Here is a 24773-nt window from a genome sequence, read left to right as displayed (position 1 = left end):
TCTCTTCAAGAGCCCCGAGGGGCTCTTCGTGAGGCTTCACGAGGACACATGTACAAGATCTTCTTCAAGCTCTTCTTCTCCCGGACGGACCCGGAGCAGGCACACCACCTGGCCTTCCGCTGGATCCGTCTCGCCGCCCGCGTCCCCGTGCTGCGCACCTTCGCCGCCGCCGCGCTCGCGCCGCGCCACGAGGAGCTGCGCACCGAGGCCCTGGGCCTGCGGATGCACGGCCCCTTCGGGCTCGCCGCGGGCTTCGACAAGAACGCGGTCGCCATCGACGGCATGGCCATGCTCGGCTTCGACCACGTCGAGATCGGCACGGTGACGGGGGAGCCGCAGCCCGGCAACCCCAAGAAGCGGCTGTTCCGCCTGGTCGAGGACCGGGCGCTGATCAACCGCATGGGCTTCAACAACGACGGTTCACGGGCCGTCGCCGCCCGCCTGGCCTCCCGCAACCCCGTCTTCCGGACCGTCGTCGGCGTCAACATCGGCAAGACCAAGGTCGTACCGGAGGCGGAGGCCGTCGGCGACTACGTGAAGTCGGCCGAGCGGCTGGCGCCGTACGCCGACTACCTGGTGGTGAACGTCTCCTCCCCGAACACGCCCGGCCTGCGCAACCTCCAGGCCACCGAGGCGCTGCGCCCCCTGCTGAGCGCCGTCCGCGAGGCCGCCGACCGGGCGGTGCCCGCGCGGCGCGTGCCCCTGCTGGTCAAGATCGCGCCGGACCTCGCCGACGAGGACGTCGACGCGGTCGCCGACCTGGCCGTCGAACTCGGGCTGGACGGCATCATCGCCACCAACACCACCATCGCGCGCGAAGGACTCGGCCTGCGGTCCGCGCCCTCCCTGGTCGAGGAGACCGGCGGCCTCTCCGGCGCTCCCCTCAAGGCGCGCTCCCTGGAGGTGCTGCGCCGCCTGTACGCGCGCGTGGGCGACCGGATCACCCTGGTGGGCGTCGGAGGCATCGAGACCGCCGAGGACGCCTGGCAGCGCATCCTGGCCGGGGCCACGCTGGTCCAGGGCTACAGCGCCTTCATCTACGAGGGGCCGTTCTACGCTCGCGCCATCCACAAGGGTCTCGCCGCCCGACTGCGGCAGAGCCCGTACGCCACCCTCGCCGACGCGGTCGGCGCCGACGTGAGGAACTCCCGATGACCGGCACGACGGCACCCGAACCCTTCGGCGCCCGGCTGCGCCGCGCGATGGACGAACGCGGCCCGCTGTGCGTCGGCATCGACCCGCACGCCTCCCTGCTCGCCGAGTGGGGCCTGGACGACGACGTGGCGGGCCTGGAGCGCTTCAGCCGCACCGTCGTCGAGGCGGTGGCCGAGCGGGCCGCCGTCCTCAAGCCGCAGAGCGCGTTCTTCGAGCGCTTCGGCTCGCGCGGCGTCGCCGTCCTGGAGAAGTCGGTCCAGGAGGCCCGGGAGGCCGGCGCGCTGGTCGTCATGGACGCCAAGCGCGGCGACATCGGCTCGACCATGACCGCGTACGCCGAGTCCTTCCTGCGCGAGGGCGCCCCGCTGTTCTCGGACGCGCTGACGGTCTCCCCGTACCTCGGCTACGGCTCGCTGAAGCCCGCCGTCGACCTGGCGCGGGCCAACGGCGCGGGGCTGTTCGTGCTGGCGCTGACCTCCAACCCGGAGGGCGGCGAGGTCCAGCACGCCACGCGCGCCGACGGACGGAACGTCGGGGCGACCATGCTGGCGCACCTGGCGGCCGAGAACGCGGGGGAGCGGCCCCTCGGCTCCTTCGGCGCGGTGGTCGGCGCCACGCTCGGCGACCTCTCCTCGTACGACCTGGACATCGGCGGCCCGCTCCTGGCACCCGGGATCGGCGCCCAGGGAGCCACGCCGGCGGACCTGCCGCGGGTCTTCGGCGCCGCGGTGCGCAACGTCGTTCCCAACGTCAGCCGGGGTGTTCTGCGCCACGGTCCCGATGTGGCCGCGCTGCGGAGTGCCACGGACCGCTTCGCGGAGGAGATCGGCGAGGCGGTCAACGCGGCCTGACCCTGGATACATCCCCGAATCCGAGGCAGTATGTCCTAAATATCCGTCCTGGCGGAGGCTGACCAGGACTTTTCCGCTGTTCTCGCTGACTCTGGCGGACTTGACCGCTAGTCTCCGTCGAGAGTCAACGGGCGAGCGTGTTGCTCGTGGCTCACCAGGTGTGGGGCGACTAGGTTCCTCACCGGTCCGTATCCGACAGTTCGACATCCGAGGTGACGTAGGCGTGGCTCTTCCGCCCCTTACCCCTGAACAGCGCGCAGCCGCGCTCGAAAAGGCCGCCGCGGCTCGCCGGGAGCGGGCCGAGGTCAAGAATCGACTCAAGCACTCCGGCGCCTCCCTCCACGAGGTCATCAAGCAGGGTCAGGAGAACGACGTCATCGGCAAGATGAAGGTCTCCGCCCTCCTCGAGTCCCTGCCGGGCGTGGGCAAGGTCCGCGCCAAGCAGATCATGGAGCGGCTCGGCATCTCCGAGAGCCGCCGCGTGCGGGGTCTCGGTTCCAACCAGATCGCATCCCTGGAGCGTGAGTTCGGCAGCACGGGCTCCTGAGTCCCGGGCACCGCGCGATTGCTGGAATAATCGCTGCATGGCTGCAACACCCCGGGGGACGTCCCCCGTACCCCCGGACGCTCGTCCGCGGCTGACCGTGCTCTCCGGCCCTTCGGGGGTCGGCAAGAGCACGGTCGTCGCCCATATGCGCAAGGAACACCCCGAGGTCTGGCTCTCGGTGTCGGCGACGACCCGCAAGCCCCGGCCCGGGGAACAGCACGGCGTCCACTACTTCTTCGTCACCGACGAGGAGATGGACAAGCTGATCGCCAACGGCGAGCTGCTGGAGTGGGCCGAGTTCGCGGGCAACCGCTACGGCACGCCCCGCACCGCCGTGCTGGAGCGCCTGGAGGCCGGTGAGCCGGTGCTGCTCGAGATCGACCTCCAGGGCGCGCGGCAGGTCCGCGCGTCCATGCCGGAGGCCCAGCTGGTGTTCCTGGCCCCGCCCTCCTGGGAGGAGCTGGTGCGCAGGCTCACCGGCCGGGGCACCGAACCGCCGGAGGTGATCGAGCGTCGCCTCGACGCGGCCAAGGTCGAGCTGGCGGCCGAGCCGGAGTTCGACGAGACCCTGGTGAACACCTCCGTCGAGGACGTGGCGCGCGAGCTGCTAGCCTTGACGAACGTCGTGTGATCGCGACAGGTCCACCGACCCCGGCCGATCAGCCGACTGAATCTTTCCCATCCATCGGAAGGTAGAGCGTGTCCTCTTCCATCTCCGCGCCCGAGGGCATCATCAACCCGCCGATCGACGAGCTCCTCGAGGCCACGGACTCGAAGTACAGCCTCGTGATCTACGCGGCCAAGCGGGCCCGTCAGATCAACGCGTACTACTCGCAGCTCGGCGAGGGCCTCCTCGAGTACGTCGGTCCGCTCGTCGACACCCACGTCCACGAGAAGCCGCTCTCGATCGCCCTGCGCGAGATCAACGCGGGCCTGCTGACGTCCGAGGCCATCGAGGGCCCGGCGCAGTAGTACCGGCAGTAGTATTTTCAGCCTCAAGCTGACTTTTCCACAGGCCCGGCAGTCCGACTGCCGGGCCTGTGGTGTGTGATGGGGGCATACGCATTCCGAGGTCCGGGAGAGATGGTGGACAAGCCCAAGGTCGTTCTGGGGGTCAGCGGCGGCATCGCCGCCTACAAGGCCTGTGAGCTGCTGCGCAGGCTCACGGAGTCGGGACACGACGTGCGCGTCGTCCCCACCGCCTCCGCGCTGCACTTCGTCGGCGCCGCCACCTGGTCCGCCCTGTCCGGCAACCCCGTCTCCACCGAGGTGTGGGACGACGTCCACGAGGTCCCGCACGTGCGCATCGGCCAGCACGCCGACCTCGTCGTCGTCGCCCCGGCCACCGCGGACATGCTCGCCAAGGCCGCCCACGGCCTCGCCGACGACCTCCTGACCAACACCCTGCTCACGGCCCGCTGCCCGGTCGTCTTCGCGCCCGCCATGCACACGGAGATGTGGGAGCACCCGGCCACCCAGGAGAACGTGGCGACGCTGCGCCGCCGCGGTGCCGTCGTGATCGAGCCGGCCGTCGGCCGCCTCACCGGCGTCGACACCGGCAAGGGCCGCTTCCCCGACCCGGTCGAGATCTTCGAGCTGTGCCGCCGCGTCCTCGCCCGGGGCGTGACCGGGCCCGACCTGGCCGGACGGCACGTCGTCGTCAGCGCCGGCGGCACCCGCGAGCCCCTCGACCCCGTCCGCTTCCTCGGCAACCGCTCCTCGGGCAAGCAGGGCTACGCCCTCGCCCGCACCGCCGCCGCCCGGGGCGCCCGCGTCACGCTGATCGCGGCGAACGCGTCCCTGCCGGACCCGGCCGGCGTGGACGTCGTCCCGGTGGGCACCGCCGTGGAGCTGCGCGAGGCCGTGCTGCGCGCGGCGGCGGACGCCGACGCCGTCGTCATGGCCGCCGCGGTCGCGGACTTCCGCCCGGCGGTCTACGCCGCCGGAAAGATCAAGAAGAAGGACGACCGGGAACCGGACGCGATCGCGCTGGTGCGCAATCCGGACGTCCTCGCGGAGATCTCCGCCGACCGGGCCCGCCCCGGGCAGGTCGTCGTCGGCTTCGCCGCCGAGACGGACGACGTCCTCGCCAACGGCCGGACCAAGCTGAAGCGCAAGGGCTGCGACCTCCTCGTGGTGAACGAGGTCGGGGAGCGCAAGACCTTCGGGTCGGAGGAGAACGAGGCCGTGGTCCTCGGTGCCGACGGCAGCGAGACCCCGGTGGCGCGCGGCCCGAAGGAGGCCCTGGCCGACACGGTGTGGGACCTCGTGGCGGAACGGCTCGGCTGAATGACCCATTCGTTCACCGGTGCTCGCGGACCCCGCGCATTCGGGCGTGGCGAGCCTGGCCAACGGCCCTCCGCATTGTGCAGAATGCCCGTGCCGCAGGTCACAGCCCTTCCGAGAGCTGAGACGGGTGAGTCCGCGGCCGAGTGCGACCGATAAACTGTTCTCGGACGTCGCCGGGTGCAGCTCCTCGCGCCGTCCGCCAATGATCAGCCAGCAGCCGCTGCAACCCCAGGGAGCGTTGTGTCCCGTCGCCTGTTCACCTCGGAATCCGTGACCGAGGGTCACCCCGACAAGATCGCTGACCAGATCAGCGACACCATTCTCGACGCGCTTCTGCGCGAGGACCCGACGTCCCGGGTCGCCGTCGAAACGCTGATCACCACCGGCCTGGTGCACGTGGCCGGCGAAGTCACGACCAAGGCCTACGCGGACATCGCCACGCTGGTGCGCGGCAAGATCCTGGAGATCGGCTACGACTCCTCGAAGAAGGGCTTCGACGGCGCCTCCTGCGGCGTGTCCGTGTCGATCGGCGCGCAGTCCCCGGACATCGCGCAGGGCGTCGACACCGCGTACGAGTCCCGGGTCGAGGGCGACGAGGACGAGCTGGACCGGCAGGGCGCGGGCGACCAGGGCCTGATGTTCGGCTACGCGTCCGACGAGACGCCGACGCTGATGCCGCTGCCGGTCTTCCTGGCGCACCGCCTGTCCAAGCGCCTGTCCGAGGTCCGCAAGAACGGCACGATCCCCTACCTGCGCCCCGACGGCAAGACGCAGGTCACCATCGAGTACGACGGCGACAAGGCCGTCCGCCTCGACACGGTCGTCGTCTCCTCGCAGCACGCCAGCGACATCGACCTGGAGTCGCTGCTGGCTCCGGACATCAAGGAGTTCGTGGTCGAGCCGGAGCTGAAGGCGCTGCTCGACGACGGCATCAAGCTCGACACCGAGAACTACCGGCTCCTGGTCAACCCGACCGGACGCTTCGAGATCGGCGGCCCGATGGGCGACGCCGGCCTGACCGGCCGCAAGATCATCATCGACACCTACGGCGGCATGGCCCGCCACGGCGGCGGTGCCTTCTCCGGCAAGGACCCGTCCAAGGTGGACCGCTCGGCGGCGTACGCGATGCGCTGGGTCGCCAAGAACGTGGTCGCGGCGGGCCTCGCCTCCCGCTGCGAGGTCCAGGTGGCCTACGCCATCGGCAAGGCCGAGCCGGTCGGTCTGTTCGTGGAGACCTTCGGCACCGCCAAGATCGACGCGGAGAAGATCGAGAAGGCGATCGACGAGGTCTTCGACCTCCGCCCGGCCGCCATCATCCGCGACCTCGACCTGCTCCGCCCGATCTACGCCCAGACCGCCGCCTACGGCCACTTCGGCCGTGAGCTGCCCGACTTCACCTGGGAGCGCACCGACCGCGTCGAGGCGCTGCGCGAGGCGGCGGGGCTGTAACAGCGACTCCGTTCCAAGGCACGTCACGAGGCCCGGTGTCCCCGGTGGGGGCGCCGGGCCTCGGCGCGTCCGGAACCGGGCGGTGAGGACCGGGGCGCCGTCGGTTGTCAGTGCTCTTTGGTAAGAATGCAGGCGTGAGCAGCGAGAACGAACCGGCGGGCGGTGGCGCCGACGACGCGCCCCCCGAGCAGCTCGCGCTCATCCGGGAGAGCGTGCGCAGGGCGAAGGCGCCGCGGGCCAAGCCGCGGACCTGGCGCGGTGCCGCGCTCGCCGAGGAGCTGCCCGTCGCCCGGGTGCTGGTCGACAAGGGCGTGCTCCACCTCGACCGGTACTTCGACTACGCCGTGCCGGAGGAACTCGACGCCGACGCCCAGCCGGGCGTGCGGGTGCGGGTGCGGTTCGGGGCCGGACGGCACCGGGTGCGGGACGGGCGGCGCGAGGGCGGAGGTCTCATCGACGGCTTCCTGGTGGAGCGGCTCGCGGAGTCCGACTACTCGGGACCGCTGGCAGCGCTGGCCCAGGTCGTCTCGCCCGAGCGGGTGCTCGACGCGGAGCTGCTCGGTCTCGCCCGGGCCGTCGCCGACCGCTACGCCGGCAGCCTCGCCGACGTGCTGCAGCTCGCCGTACCGCCCCGCAACGCGCGCGCCGAGAAGCGGACGTCGCCCGACCCGCTGCCCCCGCCGCCGGTGCCCGGGCCGGGGTCCTGGGCGCGGTACGAGCAGGGTGCCGCGTTCGTCGCGGCCCTCGCGTCGGGCGGCGCGCCGCGCGCGGTGTGGAACGCGCTGCCCGGCCCCGGGTGGAGCGAGGAACTGGCGCGGGCCGTGGCGGCGACGCTGGCCTCCGGCCGGGGCGCGCTCGTCGTCCTCCCGGACGGGCGGGCGGTCGCCCGGGCCGACGCCGCGCTGACCGCCCTGCTCGGCGAGGGCCGGCACGCGGTGCTCACCGCCGACGCCGGCCCCGAGAAGCGGTACGCGCAGTGGCTCGCGGTGCGCCGAGGGGCCGTACGGGCCGTCGTCGGGACCCGGGCCGCCATGTTCGCACCGGTGCGGGACCTCGGACTGGTCGCCCTGTGGGACGACGGCGACGGCAGCCACGGCGAGCCGCACGCCCCGCAGCCGCACGCCCGCGAGGTGCTGCTGCTGCGCGCGGCCCAGGACAGGTGCGCCTTCCTGCTGGGCGGCTGGAACTGCACGGTGGAGGCCGCCCAGCTCGTCGAGACCGGCTGGGCCCGGCCGCTGGTCGCGGCCCGGGAGCAGGTGCGGGCCACCGCCCCGCTGGTCCGGACCGTGGGGGACGGCGACCTGGCCCGCGACGAGGCCGCCCGGGCCGCGCGGCTGCCCACCCTCGCCTGGCAGGCCGTCAGGGACGGGCTGCGGCAGGGACCGGTGCTCGTGCAGGTGCCCCGGCGGGGATACGTCCCGCGGATGGCGTGCGCCGCCTGCCGGACGCCCGCGCGGTGCCGGCACTGCTCGGGGCCGCTGGAGGGGCAGGAATCCGGGCCGGCGCTGCGGTGCGGGTGGTGCGGGCGCGAGGAGGGCGGCTGGCACTGCCCGGAGTGCGGGGGCTTCCGGCTGCGCGCGCAGATCGTGGGGGCGCGCCGCACCGCCGAGGAGCTGGGGCGTGCCTTCCCGGCGGTGCCGGTGCGCACCTCGGGGCGCGAGCAGGTGCTGGACACCGTGCCGCAGAGTCCGGCCCTGGTCGTGAGCACCCCCGGCGCCGAACCCGTCGCCGAGGGCGGCTACGCGGCGGCCCTGCTGCTCGACGGCTGGGCCATGCTCGGGCGGCCCGACCTGCGCGCCGGCGAGGACGCGCTGCGGCGCTGGCTCGCGGCCGCAGCACTGGTGCGCCCGCAGTCCGCCGGCGGGACCGTGGTCGTGGTCGCCGAGCCGACCCTGCGGCCGGTGCAGGCGCTGGTGCGCTGGGACCCCGTCGGCCATGCGGTGCGTGAGCTGGCCGAGCGGGCCGAGCTGGGGTTTCCGCCGGTGTCGCGGATGGCGTCCGTCGCGGGGCCCGCGGAGGCGGTGGCCGGCTTCCTCGGAGCGGTGGAGCTGCCGCGCGAGGCGGAGGTCCTGGGGCCCGTGCCGCTCCCCGTCACGGCGCCGGGGCGCCCGCGCCGGGCGGGCGGGCCGCCGCCGGGGGAGCGGTGGGAGAGGGCCTTGATCCGGGTGCCGCCGGGGAGCGGGGCGGCGCTGGCCGGTGCGCTGAAGGCGGCGCAGGCGGCGCGGACGGCACGAGGGAGCGACGCGGCGGTGTGGGTACGGATCGACCCGCCCGACATCGGGTGAGGACGCCGGCACCGGAGGGGTGCCGACGGCACCGGTGGCGGGCTTCGGCCGAGGGGGACGTCCGCCCGGGCCGGTGGGGAGCGCCGGCCGGGGCCGGCCGGCGCTCCCGGAGCGTGCCGGGAGGGCGGGGGCGGGTCAGCCGTTGCGCGGGCCGGGGAAGGCCGTCGGCCTGACCTCGTCGCGCAGGGACGGGCTGCCCGCCGTCGGCTGGGTCGGCATGGAGCGGGCCGCGGGAACGGTGGGCACGGCCGGCAGACCGGTGCCCACGGCGACCGGGCGGGCGCCCGTCGGCTCCGGCGCGGGCTCGGAGGCCTCGGCCGCCGCCCGGGCCGCGGCGCGGCGGGAGCCGTAACGGCGGTGCACCGCCTGCTTGGTGACGCCGAGCGCGGAGCCCACCGCGTCCCACGAGAAGCCGAGCGAGCGGTCGAAGTCCACGGCGGCCGTGACCAGGGTCTCGACGCTGTCCCGCAGCTCCTGGGCGAGACGGACCGTCGGTGCGGGAGCGCGGCCGTAGACGACGAAGCCCGCGGACGGGCCGGAACGGCGCGGTCGGTAGACGTTGCCCAGCTGGGCGGTGAGGGTGCGCAGTGCGTCCACCTGCCGGCGGACCCGCTCGATGTCCCGCACCAGCAAGTGCAGGCTGGCCCGAGCCTGGGCGTCGTGGGTTGCGTGGTCGGCCATGAACAAGCCTCTCGAACCGGCGTTGAAAGGAATCGGGCCGCGCGGGCGGCCCTGTGGTCAACTCTTCCTTGACAACGCGTGGGCGCTCCGCCGGTCACGGGGTGGGGGCGTGGCGGCATATGCGCGCGCCTTCCCGACGGGGCGTGCGCCTCGGCCTCCGCCCTTCGTCCCCCACCCGCGCACCACCCGTCACCGGTCGGCCGGGAAGCCGGGCCTCCCCGCGTCGGCGGGCGCTGCGCCGTCGGCGGCCTTCCGCCGGATCACGGCTCGTAGACTGGGGCGTCGCCCCGCATCCGCCCTGTCGAGAGGCCCGTCCCACCCATGAAGCTGGTCTTCGCCGGTACCCCCGAGGTCGCCGTTCCCGCCCTGGACGCCCTGATCGCCTCCGGGCGGCACGAGGTGGCCGCCGTCGTCACGCGGCCCGACGCGCCGGCCGGTCGTGGGCGCCGGCTGGTCGCCTCTCCCGTGGCCGAGCGGGCCGAGGAGGCCGGGATCGAGGTGCTCAAGCCCGCGAAGCCCCGGGACCCGGAGTTCCTCGAGCGGCTGCGCGGGATCGCGCCCGACTGCTGCCCCGTCGTCGCCTACGGCGCCCTGCTGCCCCGCGTGGCCCTGGACGTGCCCGCCCGGGGCTGGGTCAACCTGCACTTCTCCCTGCTGCCCGCCTGGCGCGGTGCCGCACCCGTGCAGCACGCGCTGATGGCGGGGGACGAGATCACCGGGGCGTCCACGTTCCTCATCGAGGAGGGCCTCGACTCCGGGCCCGTCTACGGGACGGTCACCGAAACCATCCGCCCCACCGACACCAGCGGCGACCTGCTGACCCGGCTCGCCTTCGCCGGCGCCGGACTGCTCGCGGCCACCATGGACGGCATCGAGGACGGCAGCCTGAAGGCCGTGCCGCAGCCCGCCGAGGGCGTCACCCTCGCACCGAAGATCACGGTCGAGGACGCCCGGGTCGACTGGTCGGCCCCGGCACTGCGCGTCGACCGCGTGGTGCGCGGCTGCACCCCGGCGCCCGGCGCCTGGACCACGTTCCGCGGCGAGCGGCTCAAACTGGTCCAGGCCGTCCCCGTGCCCGACCGCACCGACCTCGCCCCGGGGCAGCTCGCGGCCGGCAAGAACGACGTGCACGTCGGCACCGGCTCGTACGCCGTCGAGCTGCTGTGGGTGCAGGCGCAGGGCAAGAAGCCGATGCGGGCGGCGGACTGGGCGCGCGGGGCGCGGATCGCCGAGGGCGAGCTGCTCGGCGGCTGACCTGCGCCTCCGCATCACCGCTCACCGGCCCGGCGTACGCTGGTGAGCGCACTTCACCCCACACCCGGAGCACCTTTTTCGTGAGCGAGCAGTCTCGTCGTCCCCGCAAGCCCGGCAAGCCGTACCGCAGGCCCCAGAAGGACCCCGTCCGCATCCTCGCCTTCGAGGCGCTCAGGGCCGTGGACGAGCGGGACGCCTACGCCAACCTCGTCCTGCCGCCGCTGCTGCGCAGGGCGCGGGAGAACGACGAGAAGTTCGACGCCCGGGACGCGGCCCTCGCGACCGAGCTGGTGTACGGGACGCTGCGCCGGCAGGGGACGTACGACGCGATCATCGCCGCCTGCGTGGACCGGCCGCTGCGGGAGGTGGACCCGCCGGTGCTGGACGTGCTCAGCCTGGGCGTGCACCAGCTGCTCGGGACGCGCATCCCGACCCACGCGGCCGTGTCCGCCTCCGTCGAGCTGGCGCGCGTGGTGCTGGGCGACGGGCGGGCCAAGTTCGTCAACGCCGTGCTGCGCAAGGTCGCCCAGGACGGCTTCGACGGCTGGCTCGAGCGGGTCGCGCCGCCCTACGACGAGGACCCCGAGGACCACCTCGCCGTCGTCCACTCGCACCCGCGCTGGGTCGTCTCCGCGCTGTGGGACTCGCTGGGCGGGGGCCGGGCCGGCATCGAGGAGCTGCTGGCCGCCGACAACGAGCGGCCCGAGGTGACGCTGGTCGCCCGCCCCGGCCGGTCGACGCCGGAGGAACTGCTCGGCGAGGAAGCGGCCGTCGCGGGGCGCTGGTCGCCGTACGCGGTGCGGCTGAGCGAGGGCGGCGAACCCGGGGCCGTGGCGGCCGTACGGGAGAACCGGGCGGGCGTGCAGGACGAGGGCAGCCAGCTCGTCGCGCTCGCCCTGGCGGGCGCGCCCCTGGACGGGCCCGACCGGCGCTGGCTGGACGGCTGCGCGGGACCCGGCGGCAAGGCGGCGCTCCTGGGCGCCCTGGCCGCGGAGCGAGGCGCCTTCCTGCTGGCCTCCGAGAAGCAGCCGCACCGGGCGGGGCTGGTGGCCAAGGCGCTGGACGGCAACCCGGGGCCGTACCAGGTGATCGCCGCCGACGGGACGCGCCCGCCGTGGCGGCCCGGCAGCTTCGACCGCGTCCTGGTCGACGTGCCGTGCACCGGCCTCGGCGCCCTGCGCCGCCGCCCCGAGGCGCGCTGGCGGCGCCGCCCCGAGGACCTGGACGGATTCGCCCCGCTCCAGCGCGGGCTGCTGCACAGTGCCCTGCAGGCCGTGCGGGTCGGTGGGGTCGTCGGCTACGCGACCTGCTCGCCCCACCTCGCCGAGACCCGTGCCGTCGTCGCCGACGTGCTCAAGCAGCACCCCGGCACCGAGCTCGTCGACGCCCGCCCCCTCCTCCCCGGCGTCCCCGGCCTGGGCGAGGGCCCCGACATCCAGCTCTGGCCCCACCTGCACGGCACGGACGCGATGTACCTCGCCCTGGTCCGCCGCACCGCGTAGCGCGCCCCGGGGGACGCGGGGAACCGCGCGACCGGCCCCACCGGACCGCGGCCGGCGGACGAACCGCGTCCACCCGGGGACCGATGCCCCCCACCCCCGGAGGGCATGGCAGGCTTGGGGACATGGCCGCGCAGATCAACCCCAGCATCCTGTCCGCCGACTTCGCCCGCCTCGCGGACGAGGCCAAGGCGGTCGAGGGAGCCGACTGGCTCCACGTCGACGTCATGGACAACCACTTCGTCCCCAACCTCACGCTCGGCGTGCCGGTCGTCGAGTCCCTGGCCCGCGCGACGGACACCCCGCTGGACTGCCACCTCATGATCGAGGCCCCCGACCGCTGGGCGCCTCAGTACGTGGAGGCCGGAGCCGGTTCCGTCACCTTCCACGTCGAGGCCGCCGCCGCACCGGTCCGCCTCGCCCGCGAGATCCGGGCCAAGGGCGCCCGCGCCTCCATGGCGCTGCGGCCCGCGACGCCGATCGAGCCGTACGAGGACCTGCTCCCCGAGCTCGACATGCTGCTGATCATGACGGTCGAACCGGGCTTCGGCGGCCAGGCGTTCCTCGACATCATGCTGCCGAAGATCCGCCGCACCCGTGAACTGATCAAGAAGCACGGTCTGGAGCTGTGGCTGCAGGTCGACGGCGGTGTCTCGGCGTCCACGATCGAGCAGTGCGCCGACGCCGGCGCCGACGTCTTCGTCGCGGGTTCCGCCGTGTACGGGGCGTCCGACCCGGCCGAGGCGGTACGCGCACTGCGCAGCCGGGCCGAGGCGGCGACGGCCGAGGCGTCCTGGACGTGCGACCACTGAGGAACAGAACGTGAACGGCTCCCATCAGGGCTGATCGAATGCGCCGAATCTGCAAGGATGAACGGCGAATCCAGAGTGTGAACAGCAGTGAGGAGATCGCCGTGTCGGGTATGTCGGCGGGCCGTTCAGCCATGCGGATGGGACCCGCTGAGCTGGTCCAGGCGGCGGCCATGGCCCGCCGCTTCTACCTCGAGGGCAAGTCCAAGATCCAGATCGCGGAGGAGTTCGGCGTCAGCCGCTTCAAGGTGGCCCGGGTCCTCGAGACCGCCCTCGAGCGGGACCTTGTACGAATCGAGATCCGGGTACCCGCCGAGCTGGACGCGGAGCGCTCGGACGCCCTGCGGGCCCGCTACGGCCTCAGGCACGCCGTCGTGGTGGAGTCCCCGGCCGAGGCAGAGGAGACACCCGACCCCGAGAACCTGGGCGAGGTGGCCGCCGACCTGCTCGGCGAGCTGGTCAACGAGGGCGACGTGCTCGGCCTCGCCTGGGGCCGCTCCACGATCCACATGGCGGCCGCGCTCGACCGGCTGCCGCCGTGCACGGTGGTGCAGCTGACGGGCGTGTACGACGCCGGGACCGCCGAGCGCGGCTCGGTCGAGGCCGTCCGCCGCGCCGCCCAGGTGTCGGGCGGCGACGCCCACCCCATCTACGCGCCGATGCTGCTGCCGGACGCGGCCACCGCGGCGGCACTGCGCCACCAGACCGGGATCGCCCGGGCCTTCGAGTACTTCGACAAGGTCACGGTCGCCTGCGTCTCCATCGGCTCCTGGGAGCCGGGGATCTCGACGGTGCACGACATGCTCAGCGACGAGGAGCGCGCGCACTACGCCTCCCTGGGCGTCGCCGCCGAGATGTCCGCGCACCTCTTCGACGCCGAGGGGCGCCGGGTCGGACGGGACCTGGGGGAGCGGTGCATCACGGTCACGGCCGACCAGCTCCGCCGCATCCCCGAGGTCGTCGCGATCGCGGGCGGGCAGCGCAAGGCGGCGGCCATCGACGCGGTGCTGCGGTCCGGACTGGTCACCAGCCTGGTGACGGACACGTCGGCCGCCGACTACCTGCTGACGGCGGGCACGGCGCCGAAGCCGACGCTCAACCGCTCGGACCCGGACGGCGTCTGACGGACGTCCGGAGGAAGGGCACGACATGACGGAGGACCCCGCGGGCCGGCTCGTGGTCACGCTGGACCTCGACGGGGTCACGGACGAGGCGGGCCTGATGGACCGCTGCGCCCGTGTCCTGGGCCTGCCCGCGGGGTTCGGCCGCGACTGGGACGCGCTCGCCGACTCCCTGGCCGACCCGTCCCTCTGGCCGGGGGAGGCGGCGGAGCGGGGTCTGGTGCTCCTCGTGCGGGGCTGGCGCGCGTACGCCGGGGCGCGGCCGGAGGAGTGGGCCGTCGCCGAGGAGGTCTTCGCCGAGGCCACCGACCGCGGCCCGGGGCTCTTCGTGACCCTGGGCCCTGGAGGTTCCTCCAAGGGGGCCGCTGACCAGCCTGGATGATCTGCCCGGGGATAACCGGACACCGGTCATGGGAGAATGAAGTACGTGCTCTTTCCCCCTGGCTGACCTGTCCGGGGGCCACCTCTGATCGACTGGGATGTGCAGCACGTGCGTTTCCTCAACGACATCCAGCCCTCGTACGACCTGACGTACGACGACGTCTTCATGGTGCCGAGCCGCTCCGCCGTCGGCTCCCGGCAGGGCGTGGACCTCAGCTCCCCGGACGGCACGGGCACCACGATCCCGCTGGTCGTCGCCAACATGACCGCCATCGCCGGCCGCCGCATGGCCGAGACGGTGGCCAGGCGCGGCGGCCTGGTGGTCATCCCGCAGGACATCCCGATCGAGGTCGTCACCGAGGTCGTCTCCTGGGTGAAGAGCCGCCACCTCGTCCTGGACACCCCGATCGTGCTGGCCCCGCACCAGACCGTCGCCGACGCGCTCTCCCTGCTGCCCAAGCGCGCGCACAACGCCGGTGTCGTCGTCGACGAGGACCACAGGCCGATCGGCGTGGTCACCGACTCCGACCTGACCGGTGTGGACCGCTTCACCCAGCTCGAAGAGGTCATGTCCAAGGACCTGATCCTGATCGACGCGGACATGGACCCGCGCGAGGCCTTCAACACCCTCGACGCCGCCAACCGCCGCTACGCTCCGGCCGTCGACGGGGAAGGCCGCCTGGCCGGCATCCTCACCCGCAAGGGCGCCCTGCGCGCCACGCTGTACACCCCGGCCACCGACGCGAACGGCAGGCTCCGCATCGCCGCCGCCGTCGGCATCAACGGCGACGTGGCGGGCAAGGCCGAGCAGCTCCTGGACGCGGGCGTGGACACCCTCGTCATCGACACCGCGCACGGCCACCAGGAGTCGATGATCAGCGCCGTCAAGCTGGTGCGCGACCTCGACCCGCGGGTGCCGATCGTGGCCGGCAACATCGTCTCCGCCGAGGGCGTGCGCGACCTGATCGAGGCGGGCGCGGACATCATCAAGGTCGGTGTCGGCCCCGGCGCCATGTGCACCACCCGCATGATGACCGGCGTCGGCCGGCCGCAGTTCTCCGCCGTCCTGGAGTGCGCCGCCGAGGCGAAGAAGTACGGCAAGCACGTCTGGGCCGACGGCGGCGTCCGTCACCCGCGCGACGTGGCGATGGCCCTCGCGGCCGGCGCGTCCAACGTGATGGTCGGCTCCTGGTTCGCCGGGACCTACGAGTCCCCGGGCGACCTCCAGCACGACGCCGACGGCCGCCCCTACAAGGAGTCGTTCGGCATGGCCTCCGCGCGCGCGGTGCGCAACCGCACCTCGGAGGAGTCGGCGTACGACCGGGCCCGCAAGGCGCTGTTCGAGGAGGGCATCTCCACTTCCCGCATGTTCCTCGACCCGACCCGTCCGGGCGTCGAGGACCTGATCGACTCGATCATCGCGGGCGTCCGTTCCTCCTGCACCTACGCCGGTGCCGCCTCCCTGGAGGAGTTCGCCGAGAAGGCCATCGTCGGCGTCCAGAGCGCCGCCGGTTACGCCGAGGGCAAGCCGCTGCACGCCAGCTGGAACTGACCCGCGCGGCCGTTCCGCACGGCCCCCGCTCCTCCCGTCGCCCGGGAGGAGCGGGGGCCGTGCGCCGTTCCCGGCGGGACCCCGGCCGGCGAAACCGGGCCCGGCGCGGCGGACGACGCCGGGGCGTGGGCCCTCGCGCGCGGTCCGGACGGTCGCCGGCCGGGCCGGACCCCCGCCGCTCCGTCTGCGCTCCGCCTCCCCCGGCAGCCGCCCGGCGCAACGACTCGGCGGCCCCGCGCAACGAACACGCGCCTGGCCCCGGCGAACGCAACGATCGTGCGAAGACGCGCAAGGTTGCTGCATTACCAGGGGGAACCCGACACTCGTAGGGTTCTTCGCTGTACGTGGCGTGGCGAGGACCCCGCTCGGTGGGTTCCCGCTCCCGCGAGGGACGCCGCCGGTCCCCGCCGCTCCAGAAGCCCGCCGCGAGAAGGCCCGCTCGACACCGGGCGGCGCGACCGGCAGCGACAAAGGAGTCCATGCGTGCTCGACCACGGCGCACCCCCGCACCACGACACATCGGCCACCCCCGCGTCCCCGGGGCCGGTCGCGAGCCTCATGCGCCGCAAGCCCGTGGAACGGCTGGTCGCCGAGGGCGGCCAGGGCGAGGGAGGCAGCCTGCGCCGCTCCCTCGGCCTGTGGCAGCTCACGATGATCAGCATCGGCGCCACCCTCGGCACCGGCATCTTCGTCGTCCTCGGCGAGGCCGTCCCCAAGGCCGGACCGGCGGTCACCCTCTCCTTCGTCATCGCCGGCCTGACGGCGCTCTTCTCGGCCCTGTCCTACGCCGAACTGGCCGGCACCATCCCCGTCGCCGGTTCCTCGTACTCGTACGCCTACGCGACCATGGGCGAGCTGGTCGCCTGGATCTGCGGCTGGTGCCTGGTCCTGGAGTACGGCGTCTCCGTCGCCGCCGTCGCCGTCGGCTGGGGCGAGTACCTGAACGAACTCCTCGACGGCACCATCGGCGTCACCATCCCGGCCGCCCTGTCGGCGCCGCCCGGCGACGGCGGGATCTTCAACCTGCCCGCGCTGATCGTGGTGCTGCTCGCCATGACCTTCCTGCTGGGCGGCGCCCGCGAGTCCGCCCGCGCCAACACGATCATGGTCGTCGTCAAGATCGCCGCCCTGGTGCTCTTCTGCGCCGTCGGCGTCCAGGGCTTCCGCTCCGGCAACTACGAGCACTTCATGCCGCTCGGCATGGCCGGCGTCAGCGCGGCCGGCGCGACGCTGTTCTTCTCGTACATCGGCTTCGACGCCGCGTCCACGGCCGGTGAGGAGGCGAAGAACGCCCAGCGAGACCTGCCCCGCGCGATCATGCTCTCCCTCGTCATCGTCACCCTGCTCTACGTCCTCGTCGCCGCCGTCGCCGTCGGCGCGAGGCCCTGGAAGGGCTTCAGCGACTCCGAGGCCGCCCTCGCCCAGATCATGACCGACGTCACCGGGCAGAGCTTCTGGGGCACCCTCCTGGCGTTCTGCGCGGTCGTCGCCATCGCCAGCGTCGTGCTGACCGTCCTCTACGGCCAGACCCGCGTCCTGTTCGCCATGTCCCGCGACGGACTGGTGCCCAAGGTGTTCTCCAAGGTCCACCCCAAGACCGGCGCGCCCCGTGCCAACACGCTGATCGTCTCCCTGTTCTGCGGGGTCCTGGCCGCGGCCGTCCCGCTCGGGCAGCTCGCCGACGCCACCAGCATCGGCACCCTCTTCGCCTTCGCGCTCGTCAACGTGGCCGTCGTGCTGCTGCGCCGGACCCGCCCGGACATGCCGCGCACCTTCCGGGTGCCGCTGTCCCCGGTGCTGCCCGCCCTGGGCTTCGGCCTCTGCGTCTGGATGATGGGCAGCCTGTCCACCGTCACCTGGGTGGTCTTCGGTGTCTGGATGGCCGCCGGGCTCGTGTTCTACTTCGTGTACGGCCATCGCCGTTCCCGACTCGCCACGCCGGACGCCTCCCAGGTCCGGACGCACCAGAAGTGAAGTGAACGACCCGCAGTGCTGAACGATCTCGACGAACGCATCGTGCACGCCCTCGCCGAGGACGCCCGCCGCTCCTACGCGGACATCGGGCAGTCGGTCGGCCTGTCCGCGCCCGCCGTGAAACGGCGCGTGGACCGGCTGCGCGCCACCGGAGCCATCACCGGCTTCACCGTGCGGGTCGACCCCGCCGCGCTCGGCTGGGAGACCGAGGGGTTCGTCGAGATCCACTGCCGCCGCAACACCTCGCCGGAGACCATCCAGCGGGGCCTGGAGCGGTACCAGGAGGTCGTGGCCGCGTCCACCGTCACCGGGGACGCGGACGCGATCGCCCAGGTCTTCGCCGCCGACATGCGGCACTTCGAACGGGTCCTGGAGCGGATCGCCGGGGAGCCGTTCGTCGAGCGCACCAAGTCGGTGCTGGTGCTCTCGCCGCTGCTGCGGCGCTTCTCGTCGGGGTCGCCCGCATAAACGCTGCGCCCGGGGCACCCTCCCGTCTACCATCGGTGCCGTGACCTGGCGACATTGATCCACCTGCCGTGCCCGTCCCCGAGGACCGCCTCGGACGCCGTACCTCCGGTGTCCGATCCGCTCCCTCGGGAAGGCCTCATGACCCACACACCCGCACGTGTGCCGACCGCCGGCCACCGGCGTCTGGCGGCCACGCTGTACGGCTACGCGTTCCTCGACGACTTCGTCCTGCTCTACCCGGTGTACGCGCTGCTCTTCAGCGACGCCGGTCTGTCCGTCGGGCAGATCTCCTCCCTCTTCGCCCTGTGGTCGGTCACCGGCGTCCTGCTGGAGGTGCCCTCCGGCGCCTGGGCCGACGCCGTCTCCCGGCGGCTGCTGCTGGGGCTCGGCCCGCTGCTCACCGCCGCCGGCTTCGCCCTGTGGGTGCTCGTCCCGTCCTACGGCGCCTTCGCGCTCGGCTTCGTGCTGTGGGGCGCCGGGGGAGCGCTCGGGTCCGGCGCGCTGGAGGCGCTGGTCCACGACGAACTGGACCGGCTCGGCGCCGCCGGCCGGTACGCCCGCGTCATGGGCCGGGCCCGCTCGGCCGGACTGGTGGCCGTGATGGCCACGATGGGCCTGGCCGGGCCGGTGTTCGCCCGCGGCGGCTACCCGGCCGTTGGGGCGGCGAGCATCCTGGTCTGCCTGCTGGCGGCGGCGCTGGCGACCCGGTTCCCGGAGCACCGCACGCCCGTGAGGGACCGCGAGGGATGGGCCACGGCCCTGCGGTCCGGGCTCGCCGAGGCCCGCGCCGACCGGTCCGTGCGCGGTGCGCTGCTGCTCGTGCCGGCCGTGAGCGCCGTGTGGGGCGCCCTCGACGAGTACACGCCCCTGCTGGTGCGCGACACCGGCGTGGCCCGGACGACCGTGCCGTGGCTGCTCCTGCTGATCTGGGCCGGCGCCACGGCCGGGGGCCTGCTGGCCGGGCCCGCGGAACGGCTCGGCGACGCCGGGTTCGGCGGGCTGCTCGCCGGTGCCGCGCTCGCCCTGGCCGTGGGCGCCGGCGCGGGCACGCCGGCGGGGCTGGCGCTGGTCGCCGTCGCCTTCGGCGGCTTCCAGCTGGCGCACGTGCTCGCCGACGCCCGCCTCCAGCGGCGCATCGGCGCGGCCGGCCGGGCGACCCTGACCTCGGTGGCCGGGCTCGGCACCGAGCTGGCCACGGTCGCGGTGTACGGGGCGTACGCGGTGATCGCGACGGGGACGGGCCACGGCACCGCGTTCGCGGTCTTCGCGCTGCCGTACCTGCTGACGGCGGTGGCGCTGGTGGCCGCCCGGGGCCGGACCGCGGCTTCGGACTCCAGGGCACGGCCCTGAAGCCGCCCGTGCCCTTCTTCGCCTTCTCGGACGGCGCCGCCCCCACGCACCGGGGCGGACGTCCGTCCCGGCGGGCGAGCCGGTCGCGGCCCGGGCGGTCGTGGCGGCCGAGGCAGTGGGCCCTGAGGCCGGCCCGCCCGCGGCGCCGGGCAGGCCGGAGGAGGCGACGGCACCGGACACGACGGCCACGTCGCCCCGGTCGGCAGGCAGCCGACGTCCGCCTTCGCACGGCCCCCCGCCGTTCAACCAGGGAGCGGAACTCCAGGGTCCCGGTGGCCCTGAGCGGGTCGTCCTCGCCCTCGGCCGCCGGAGGGGCGTCGAAGGCGGAGGCGATGCCGTCCCCGGCCGGCCGGTACGGCTTCGCGGTGCCGGTGAGCGCGGCCGCCACCCTTCCGGCGCGTTCCTCCCGCCGCGTCGCGCCCGAGGCGGCACCGCTCTTTGCCGCGCGGAGGGGGAGGCCGGGCGGGGACGCGCCCGCGGGACGGGGGAGGGGCGGACGAGGGACGGGCGAAGGAACGCGGGCCCGGACGGGAAGGGCCAGGGCTCCTCCCGCGTCGCGGAGGGAGCAGCCGGTCCCGGGACCCGACCGTGCGGGCCGCACGCGGCCGGGGCGGCCGGGGCGGACGGGCGCGCAACGAATCGCCGCCGGGCGCCCGGCGGACGCAACGATCCGCTCACCGGCGCGCAACGGCTCCTTCTTGTCCGGCCGAGTCCGCCGACCGTACCGTCTATCTGGCCCCCCGACCCCCTCCCCCCGGCGAGGAACACGCATGCGCACCGCCCTGCTCCAGAGCTCCGGCCGCCCCGGCTCCACCGCCGAGAACCTCGAGGTCCTCGACGAGGCCGCGGGCCGCGCCGCCGCCGCGGGGGCCGGGCTGCTCGTCACCTCCGAGCTGTTCCTGACCGGGTACGCGATCGGCGAAGGCATCGGCCGCCTCGCCGAGACCGCCGACGGCGAGGCCGCCGACGCGGTCGCGGAGACCGCCGCGCGCCACGGCGTCGCCGTCGCGTACGGCTACCCCGAGCGGGCCGGCGAGAGCGTCTTCAACTCCGTCCAGCTGATCTCCGCCGACGGCACCCGCCTGGCCAACTACCGCAAGACCCACCTCTTCGGCTGCTTCGAGCGGGAGCACTTCGTCCCCGGCGACCAGCCGGTCGTCCAGGCCCGGCTGAACGGTCTCACCGTCGGCCTGATGATCTGCTACGACGTGGAGTTCCCGGAGAACGTGCGCGCCCACGCCCTGGCCGGCACCGACCTGCTGCTCGTCCCGACCGCGCAGATGCACCCGTTCCAGTTCGTCGCCGAGTCGGTCGTGCCCGTGCGGGCCTTCGAGAACCAGATGTACGTGGCGTACGTCAACCGGGTCGGCCGGGAGGGCGAGTTCGAGTTCGTCGGACTGTCCGTGCTCGCCGGACCCGACGGCATCGCCCGCACCCGTGCCGGGCGAGCCGAGGAACTGGTCGTCGCCGACGCCGACCCGGCCTTCCTCGCCGCCTCCCGCGAGGCCAACCCGTATCTGGAGGACCGCCGCCCCGGCCTCTACGGGTCCCTCGCCTGAACCACCGTCGCCTCCCCCGTTCCACCTGTGCAAGGAGTCCGTACCCCATGACGTCCACGGTGCCCAACGCGATCGAGCACGCAGACGAGCGGCAGCCGCCGATCACCATGTTCGGCCCGGACTTCCCGTACGCGTACGACGACTTCCTCGCCCACCCGGCGGGCCTCGGCCAGATACCCGCGACCGAGCACGGCACCGAGGTCGCCGTCATCGGCGGCGGCCTGTCCGGCATCGTCGCCGCCTACGAGCTGATGAAGATGGGCCTCAAGCCCGTCGTCTACGAGGCCGACCGGATCGGCGGCCGGCTGCGGACCGTCGGCTTCGACGGCTGCGACCCCTCGCTGACGGCCGAGATGGGCGCGATGCGCTTCCCGCCGTCCTCCACCGCCCTCCAGCACTACATCGACCTGGTGGGGCTCCGGACCCGTCCCTTCCCCAACCCCCTCGCCGAGGCGACGCCCTCGACCGTCGTCGACCTCAAGGGCGAGTCGCACTACGCCGAGACGCTGGACGACCTCCCGCAGGTCTACCGGGACGTCGCCGACGCCTGGGGCAGGTGCCTGGAGGAGGGCGCCGACTTCTCCGACATGAACCGCGCCCTGCGGACGCGCGACGTGCCGCGCATCCGCGAGATCTGGGCGAAGCTGGTCGAGAAGCTCGACAACCAGACCTTCTACGGCTTCCTCTGCGAGTCCGAGGCCTTCAAGTCCTTCCGGCACCGCGAGATCTTCGGCCAGGTCGGCTTCGGCACCGGCGGCTGGGACACCGACTTCCCCAACTCCATCCTGGAGATCCTCCGCGTCGTCTACACCGAGGCCGACGACCACCACCGCGGCATCGTCGGCGGCTCCCAGCAGCTGCCGCTGCGCCTGTGGGAGCGCGAGCCGGAGAAGATAGTCCACTGGCCCCACGGCACCTCGCTGAAGTCCCTGCACGTGGACGGCGAGCCCCGCCCGGCCGTGACCAGGCTGAACCGCACGGCCGGCAACCGGATCACCGTGACCGACGCCGACGGCGACATCCGCACCTACCGGGCGGCGATCTTCACCGCCCAGTCCTGGATGCTGCTCTCCAAGATCGCCTGTGACGACTCGCTGTTCCCGATCGACCACTGGACGGCGATCGAGCGCACCCACTACATGGAGTCCTCGAAGCTGTTCGTGCCCGTCGACCGGCCGTTCTGGCTGGACAAGGACGAGGAGACGGGCCGGGACGTCATGTCGATGACGCTCACCGACCGCATGACCCGCGGCACTTACCTGCTCGACGACGGCCCCGACAAGCCCGCCGTCATCTGCCTCTCCTACACCTGGTGCGACGACAGCCTGAAGTGGCTGCCGCTGTCCGCGAACGAGCGGATGGAGGTCATGCTGAAGTCGCTCGGCGAGATCTACCCGAAGGTCGACATCAGGAAGCACATCATCGGCAACCCGGTGACGGTCTCCTGGGAGAACGAGCCCTACTTCATGGGCGCCTTCAAGGCCAACCTGCCGGGCCACTACCGCTACCAGCGGCGTCTGTTCACGCACTTCATGCAGGACGGACTGCCCGAGGACAAGCGGGGCATCTTCCTCGCGGGCGACGACATCTCCTGGACGGCCGGCTGGGCCGAGGGCGCCGTCCAGACCGCGCTGAACGCGGTCTGGGGCGTCATGCACCACTTCGGCGGGGAGACCGACGCGACCAACCCGGGCCCGGGCGACGTCTACGACGACATCGCGCCGGTGGAGCTCCCCGAGGACTGACCCGGCTACACGCCGGCCGCCCGCGCCTTCTCGTACACCTCGGCGGCGACGTCCTTGAGCTCCTCGGCGTCCCGCGGGGAGCCCTGGAGGTCGATGAGGATCTCGTCGAGCCCGATCTCGGCGTGGGCGGCCAGGTCCTCCACGATCTGGTCCACGCTGCCGTCGAAGGGGCGGCGGCCGGCGTCCGTCCGGCCGTCCGCCCGGTAGTGGGCGTTGGCCCGCAGCACGGTCCGGACCGGTTCGGTACGGCCGCGTTCCTCGGCCAGTTCGCGCAGCAGGCGCCACTGCTCGGCGACGGTTTCGACGCCCATGCCGGTCGGCAGCCAGCCGTCGGCGTGGTCGACCAGCCGGCGCCGGGCCCGGCCGCTGCCCGCCGCCAGCATGATCGGGATCGGCCGGGCGGGCTTCGGGCCGACCACCGCGGAGGCGATCTTCGTGACGTCTCCGTCGTACACCACCGGGTCCGGGCCCCACACCGCCCGGCACACCTCGATCAGCTCGTCCAGGGCGGCGCCGCGTTCGGCGAACGGCCGTACGGACGCCGCCGCGTACTCGTCGTGGGACCAGCCGGTGCCGAAGCCCGCGACCACCCGGCCGCCGCTCGCCGCGTCCAGCGTGGCCAGCGCCTTGGCCAGCTGGAACGGCACGTGCAGCGGGGCGACCAGCACGCTGGTGCCCAGCCGGGCCCTCTCGGTGACCGCGGCGGCGAGGGTCAGGGTGACCAGGGGCTCGGCCACACTCCGGTAGGCGTCGGGCCAGGGCAGGCCCTCGATGCCGTACAGCCCCTGAGTGGCGGGCTCGGGGAACAGGGCCCTCTCGAAGACCCACAGGCTCTCGTAGCCCATCCGTTCCGCCGCGCGTGCCACGTCCGGGACGTCCTTGCCGATGTCGTACTGACGCATCTGGGGGAGGCCGAGTCCGAGCGGGGTCGTCATGCCGGGGTGCTCCTTCGCAGTCGGGGTGCGATGCTGCCCGAGGGGCCAACGTACAGGGGACGCACGGGAGTTCCGGGAGGGTCAGCCGGGTCGGTCCGGCAGCGGCGTGAGCAGCATGCGGCCCGCGAAGCCCACCGCCGCGTCCAGCCGCTCGGTGAACTCCCCGGCCACGTCCGGCATCCGGCGCAGCGCCCACAGCGCCCGGGCCGCGGCCCAGGCGGCGTCACGGGCGCGCTCCAGACTCCAGGAACCGAGCAGATGGGTCAGCGGGTCGGCGACCTGGAGGAGGTCGGGGCCCGGCATCAGCTCGTCGCGGACACGCTCCTCCAGCGACACGAGGAGGCCGCCCACCCGGTCGAACTCGTCCTCCAGGTCGACGGGTTCGCAGCCGAGCGTACGACAGGTGTCCACCACGGCCAGCGCGAGGTCGTGCCCGATGTGCGCATTGATGCCCGCCAGCGCGAACTGCAGCGGCCGTACGCCGGGATGGCGGCGGAGCTGGAACAGGGGCCGCCAGCACGCGGGCGGCCGGCGCCCGCCCTCCAGGGCGTCGACGGCCTCCAGATAGCGCTCCGCGAACCGCACGTCCAGCGCGATCGCGGCCCGGACGTCCGGGAACAGGCCGTGGTCGATGTGCCGGTCGACCGCCTCCGTGACGGCCAGGTAGACGCCGTTGAAGACGGCGACCCCGTCCCGCGGGGGCAGCGCGGAGCCGAGGGCGCGCATCCGGGACAGGACCGTGTCCACCGTCCGGACGGCCGCCGGGACTTGCTCGCAGTGCGCCATGGCGGCAGCGTCGCAGCTTTAGGGTGGGAGCGGTGCCGGCGGGCCCGACGCTTCCCCAGAACGGGGGAACGCGCCCGCCGTGC

The 24773-nt window shown here is 73.6% G+C and carries 22 protein-coding genes; 19 read left to right on the top strand and 3 right to left on the bottom strand.

Annotated elements, in window-relative coordinates:
- Positions 1–48: 48 nt before the first annotated feature.
- The 8 genes from ACZ4V6_RS14605 to ACZ4V6_RS14570 all read left to right on the top strand — a co-directional run bounded on the left by ACZ4V6_RS14605 (position 49) and on the right by ACZ4V6_RS14570 (position 8576).
- Positions 49–1155 (top strand): quinone-dependent dihydroorotate dehydrogenase, encoded by a 1107-nt coding sequence (locus ACZ4V6_RS14605; RefSeq protein WP_467826672.1) that lies wholly within the window; start codon positions 49–51, stop codon positions 1153–1155.
- The gene (pyrF, locus tag ACZ4V6_RS14600) at positions 1152–2006 is read left to right on the top strand and encodes an orotidine-5'-phosphate decarboxylase (RefSeq protein ID WP_467826670.1); all 855 of its coding nucleotides are present in this window, start codon (positions 1152–1154) and stop codon (positions 2004–2006) included. Before ACZ4V6_RS14605 ends, pyrF begins: the two co-directional genes overlap by 4 nt.
- 223 nt (positions 2007–2229) lie before the next feature.
- A complete protein-coding gene (locus ACZ4V6_RS14595) occupies positions 2230–2553 on the top strand; it encodes an integration host factor (protein WP_003977346.1) in 324 nt (107 codons plus the stop codon).
- A 37-nt stretch (positions 2554–2590) separates the two neighbouring features.
- Positions 2591–3184 carry a guanylate kinase gene (gene gmk, locus ACZ4V6_RS14590; RefSeq protein WP_467826667.1) on the top strand — a complete coding sequence of 198 codons (594 nt, stop codon included), beginning with the start codon at positions 2591–2593 and terminating at the stop codon, positions 3182–3184.
- A 68-nt stretch (positions 3185–3252) separates the two neighbouring features.
- Entirely contained in the window at positions 3253–3525 is a 273-nt protein-coding gene (gene rpoZ, locus ACZ4V6_RS14585; protein ID WP_003977348.1) for a DNA-directed RNA polymerase subunit omega, read from the top strand.
- 114 nt (positions 3526–3639) lie between these two features.
- Positions 3640–4842 (top strand): bifunctional phosphopantothenoylcysteine decarboxylase/phosphopantothenate--cysteine ligase CoaBC, encoded by a 1203-nt coding sequence (coaBC, locus tag ACZ4V6_RS14580; RefSeq protein WP_467827370.1) that lies wholly within the window; start codon positions 3640–3642, stop codon positions 4840–4842.
- A 240-nt stretch (positions 4843–5082) separates the two neighbouring features.
- The gene (gene metK, locus ACZ4V6_RS14575; RefSeq protein ID WP_467826664.1) at positions 5083–6291 is read left to right on the top strand and encodes a methionine adenosyltransferase; all 1209 of its coding nucleotides are present in this window, start codon (positions 5083–5085) and stop codon (positions 6289–6291) included.
- Between the two features lie 134 nt (positions 6292–6425).
- Positions 6426–8576, top strand: a complete 2151-nt coding sequence (locus ACZ4V6_RS14570; RefSeq protein WP_467826662.1) for a primosomal protein N' — start codon at positions 6426–6428, stop codon at positions 8574–8576.
- A gap of 135 nt (positions 8577–8711) precedes the next feature.
- On the opposite strand, the gene ACZ4V6_RS14565 is transcribed toward ACZ4V6_RS14570, so the two are convergent.
- Positions 8712–9257 (bottom strand): hypothetical protein, encoded by a 546-nt coding sequence (locus ACZ4V6_RS14565; RefSeq protein ID WP_467826659.1) that lies wholly within the window; start codon positions 9255–9257, stop codon positions 8712–8714.
- 321 nt (positions 9258–9578) lie between these two features.
- On the opposite strand from ACZ4V6_RS14565, the gene fmt reads away from it, so the two are divergent.
- The 11 genes from fmt (at position 9579) to ACZ4V6_RS14510 (ending at position 22969) form a co-directional block, all read left to right on the top strand.
- Complete coding sequence (fmt, locus tag ACZ4V6_RS14560; RefSeq protein WP_467826656.1) at positions 9579–10511, top strand: methionyl-tRNA formyltransferase; 933 nt, start codon at positions 9579–9581, stop codon at positions 10509–10511.
- A gap of 80 nt (positions 10512–10591) precedes the next feature.
- Positions 10592–12013 (top strand): RsmB/NOP family class I SAM-dependent RNA methyltransferase, encoded by a 1422-nt coding sequence (locus ACZ4V6_RS14555; protein ID WP_467826654.1) that lies wholly within the window; start codon positions 10592–10594, stop codon positions 12011–12013.
- 122 nt (positions 12014–12135) lie between these two features.
- Complete coding sequence (gene rpe, locus ACZ4V6_RS14550; RefSeq protein ID WP_467826651.1) at positions 12136–12822, top strand: ribulose-phosphate 3-epimerase; 687 nt, start codon at positions 12136–12138, stop codon at positions 12820–12822.
- A gap of 77 nt (positions 12823–12899) precedes the next feature.
- The gene (locus ACZ4V6_RS14545) at positions 12900–13943 is read left to right on the top strand and encodes a sugar-binding transcriptional regulator (RefSeq protein WP_467826648.1); all 1044 of its coding nucleotides are present in this window, start codon (positions 12900–12902) and stop codon (positions 13941–13943) included.
- A 25-nt stretch (positions 13944–13968) separates the two neighbouring features.
- Complete coding sequence (locus ACZ4V6_RS14540) at positions 13969–14322, top strand: barstar family protein (protein ID WP_467826645.1); 354 nt, start codon at positions 13969–13971, stop codon at positions 14320–14322.
- A 108-nt stretch (positions 14323–14430) separates the two neighbouring features.
- The gene (locus tag ACZ4V6_RS14535; protein WP_467827368.1) at positions 14431–15873 is read left to right on the top strand and encodes a GuaB1 family IMP dehydrogenase-related protein; all 1443 of its coding nucleotides are present in this window, start codon (positions 14431–14433) and stop codon (positions 15871–15873) included.
- A gap of 483 nt (positions 15874–16356) precedes the next feature.
- On the top strand, positions 16357–17847 hold the full coding sequence (locus ACZ4V6_RS14530) for an amino acid permease (protein WP_467826643.1): 1491 nt from the start codon (positions 16357–16359) through the stop codon (positions 17845–17847).
- Between the two features lie 15 nt (positions 17848–17862).
- A complete protein-coding gene (locus ACZ4V6_RS14525) occupies positions 17863–18315 on the top strand; it encodes an Lrp/AsnC family transcriptional regulator (RefSeq protein ID WP_351021238.1) in 453 nt (150 codons plus the stop codon).
- Positions 18316–18453: 138 nt separating this feature from the next.
- The gene (locus ACZ4V6_RS14520; RefSeq protein WP_467826641.1) at positions 18454–19665 is read left to right on the top strand and encodes an MFS transporter; all 1212 of its coding nucleotides are present in this window, start codon (positions 18454–18456) and stop codon (positions 19663–19665) included.
- A 770-nt stretch (positions 19666–20435) separates the two neighbouring features.
- Positions 20436–21224 (top strand): carbon-nitrogen hydrolase family protein, encoded by a 789-nt coding sequence (locus ACZ4V6_RS14515; RefSeq protein ID WP_467826638.1) that lies wholly within the window; start codon positions 20436–20438, stop codon positions 21222–21224.
- A gap of 47 nt (positions 21225–21271) precedes the next feature.
- Complete coding sequence (locus tag ACZ4V6_RS14510; RefSeq protein WP_467826635.1) at positions 21272–22969, top strand: flavin monoamine oxidase family protein; 1698 nt, start codon at positions 21272–21274, stop codon at positions 22967–22969.
- A gap of 5 nt (positions 22970–22974) precedes the next feature.
- Here ACZ4V6_RS14510 and ACZ4V6_RS14505 read toward each other — a convergent pair whose 3' ends face one another.
- Together ACZ4V6_RS14505 and ACZ4V6_RS14500 are read right to left on the bottom strand one after the other, a co-directional pair.
- Positions 22975–23904, bottom strand: a complete 930-nt coding sequence (locus ACZ4V6_RS14505) for an LLM class F420-dependent oxidoreductase (protein WP_467826633.1) — start codon at positions 23902–23904, stop codon at positions 22975–22977.
- An 81-nt stretch (positions 23905–23985) separates the two neighbouring features.
- Entirely contained in the window at positions 23986–24690 is a 705-nt protein-coding gene (locus ACZ4V6_RS14500) for a DUF5995 family protein (protein ID WP_467826631.1), read from the bottom strand.
- Between the last annotated feature and the right edge of the window lie 83 nt (positions 24691–24773).

Source organism: Streptomyces sp. NPDC029152 (assembly GCF_055564355.1).
Note: the sequence above shows the minus strand (reverse complement) of the source record. Positions and strands in the feature narration are given on the sequence as shown.

Excerpts from the sequence above, each read along its gene's own strand:
- ACZ4V6_RS14500 (WP_467826631.1), bottom strand. The coding sequence starts at position 24,690 with ATGGCGCACTGCGAGCAAGTCCCGGCGGCCGTCCGGACGGTGGACACG.
- pyrF (WP_467826670.1), top strand. The coding sequence starts at position 1,152 with ATGACCGGCACGACGGCACCCGAACCCTTCGGCGCCCGGCTGCGCCGC.
- ACZ4V6_RS14540 (WP_467826645.1), top strand. The coding sequence starts at position 13,969 with ATGACGGAGGACCCCGCGGGCCGGCTCGTGGTCACGCTGGACCTCGAC.
- ACZ4V6_RS14515 (WP_467826638.1), top strand. The coding sequence starts at position 20,436 with ATGCGCACCGCCCTGCTCCAGAGCTCCGGCCGCCCCGGCTCCACCGCC.
- rpe (WP_467826651.1), top strand. The coding sequence starts at position 12,136 with ATGGCCGCGCAGATCAACCCCAGCATCCTGTCCGCCGACTTCGCCCGC.
- ACZ4V6_RS14565 (WP_467826659.1), bottom strand. The coding sequence starts at position 9,257 with ATGGCCGACCACGCAACCCACGACGCCCAGGCTCGGGCCAGCCTGCAC.
- fmt (WP_467826656.1), top strand. The coding sequence starts at position 9,579 with ATGAAGCTGGTCTTCGCCGGTACCCCCGAGGTCGCCGTTCCCGCCCTG.
- ACZ4V6_RS14520 (WP_467826641.1), top strand. The coding sequence starts at position 18,454 with ATGACCCACACACCCGCACGTGTGCCGACCGCCGGCCACCGGCGTCTG.
- ACZ4V6_RS14510 (WP_467826635.1), top strand. The coding sequence starts at position 21,272 with ATGACGTCCACGGTGCCCAACGCGATCGAGCACGCAGACGAGCGGCAG.
- ACZ4V6_RS14605 (WP_467826672.1), top strand. The coding sequence starts at position 49 with ATGTACAAGATCTTCTTCAAGCTCTTCTTCTCCCGGACGGACCCGGAG.
- gmk (WP_467826667.1), top strand. The coding sequence starts at position 2,591 with ATGGCTGCAACACCCCGGGGGACGTCCCCCGTACCCCCGGACGCTCGT.
- ACZ4V6_RS14505 (WP_467826633.1), bottom strand. The coding sequence starts at position 23,904 with ATGACGACCCCGCTCGGACTCGGCCTCCCCCAGATGCGTCAGTACGAC.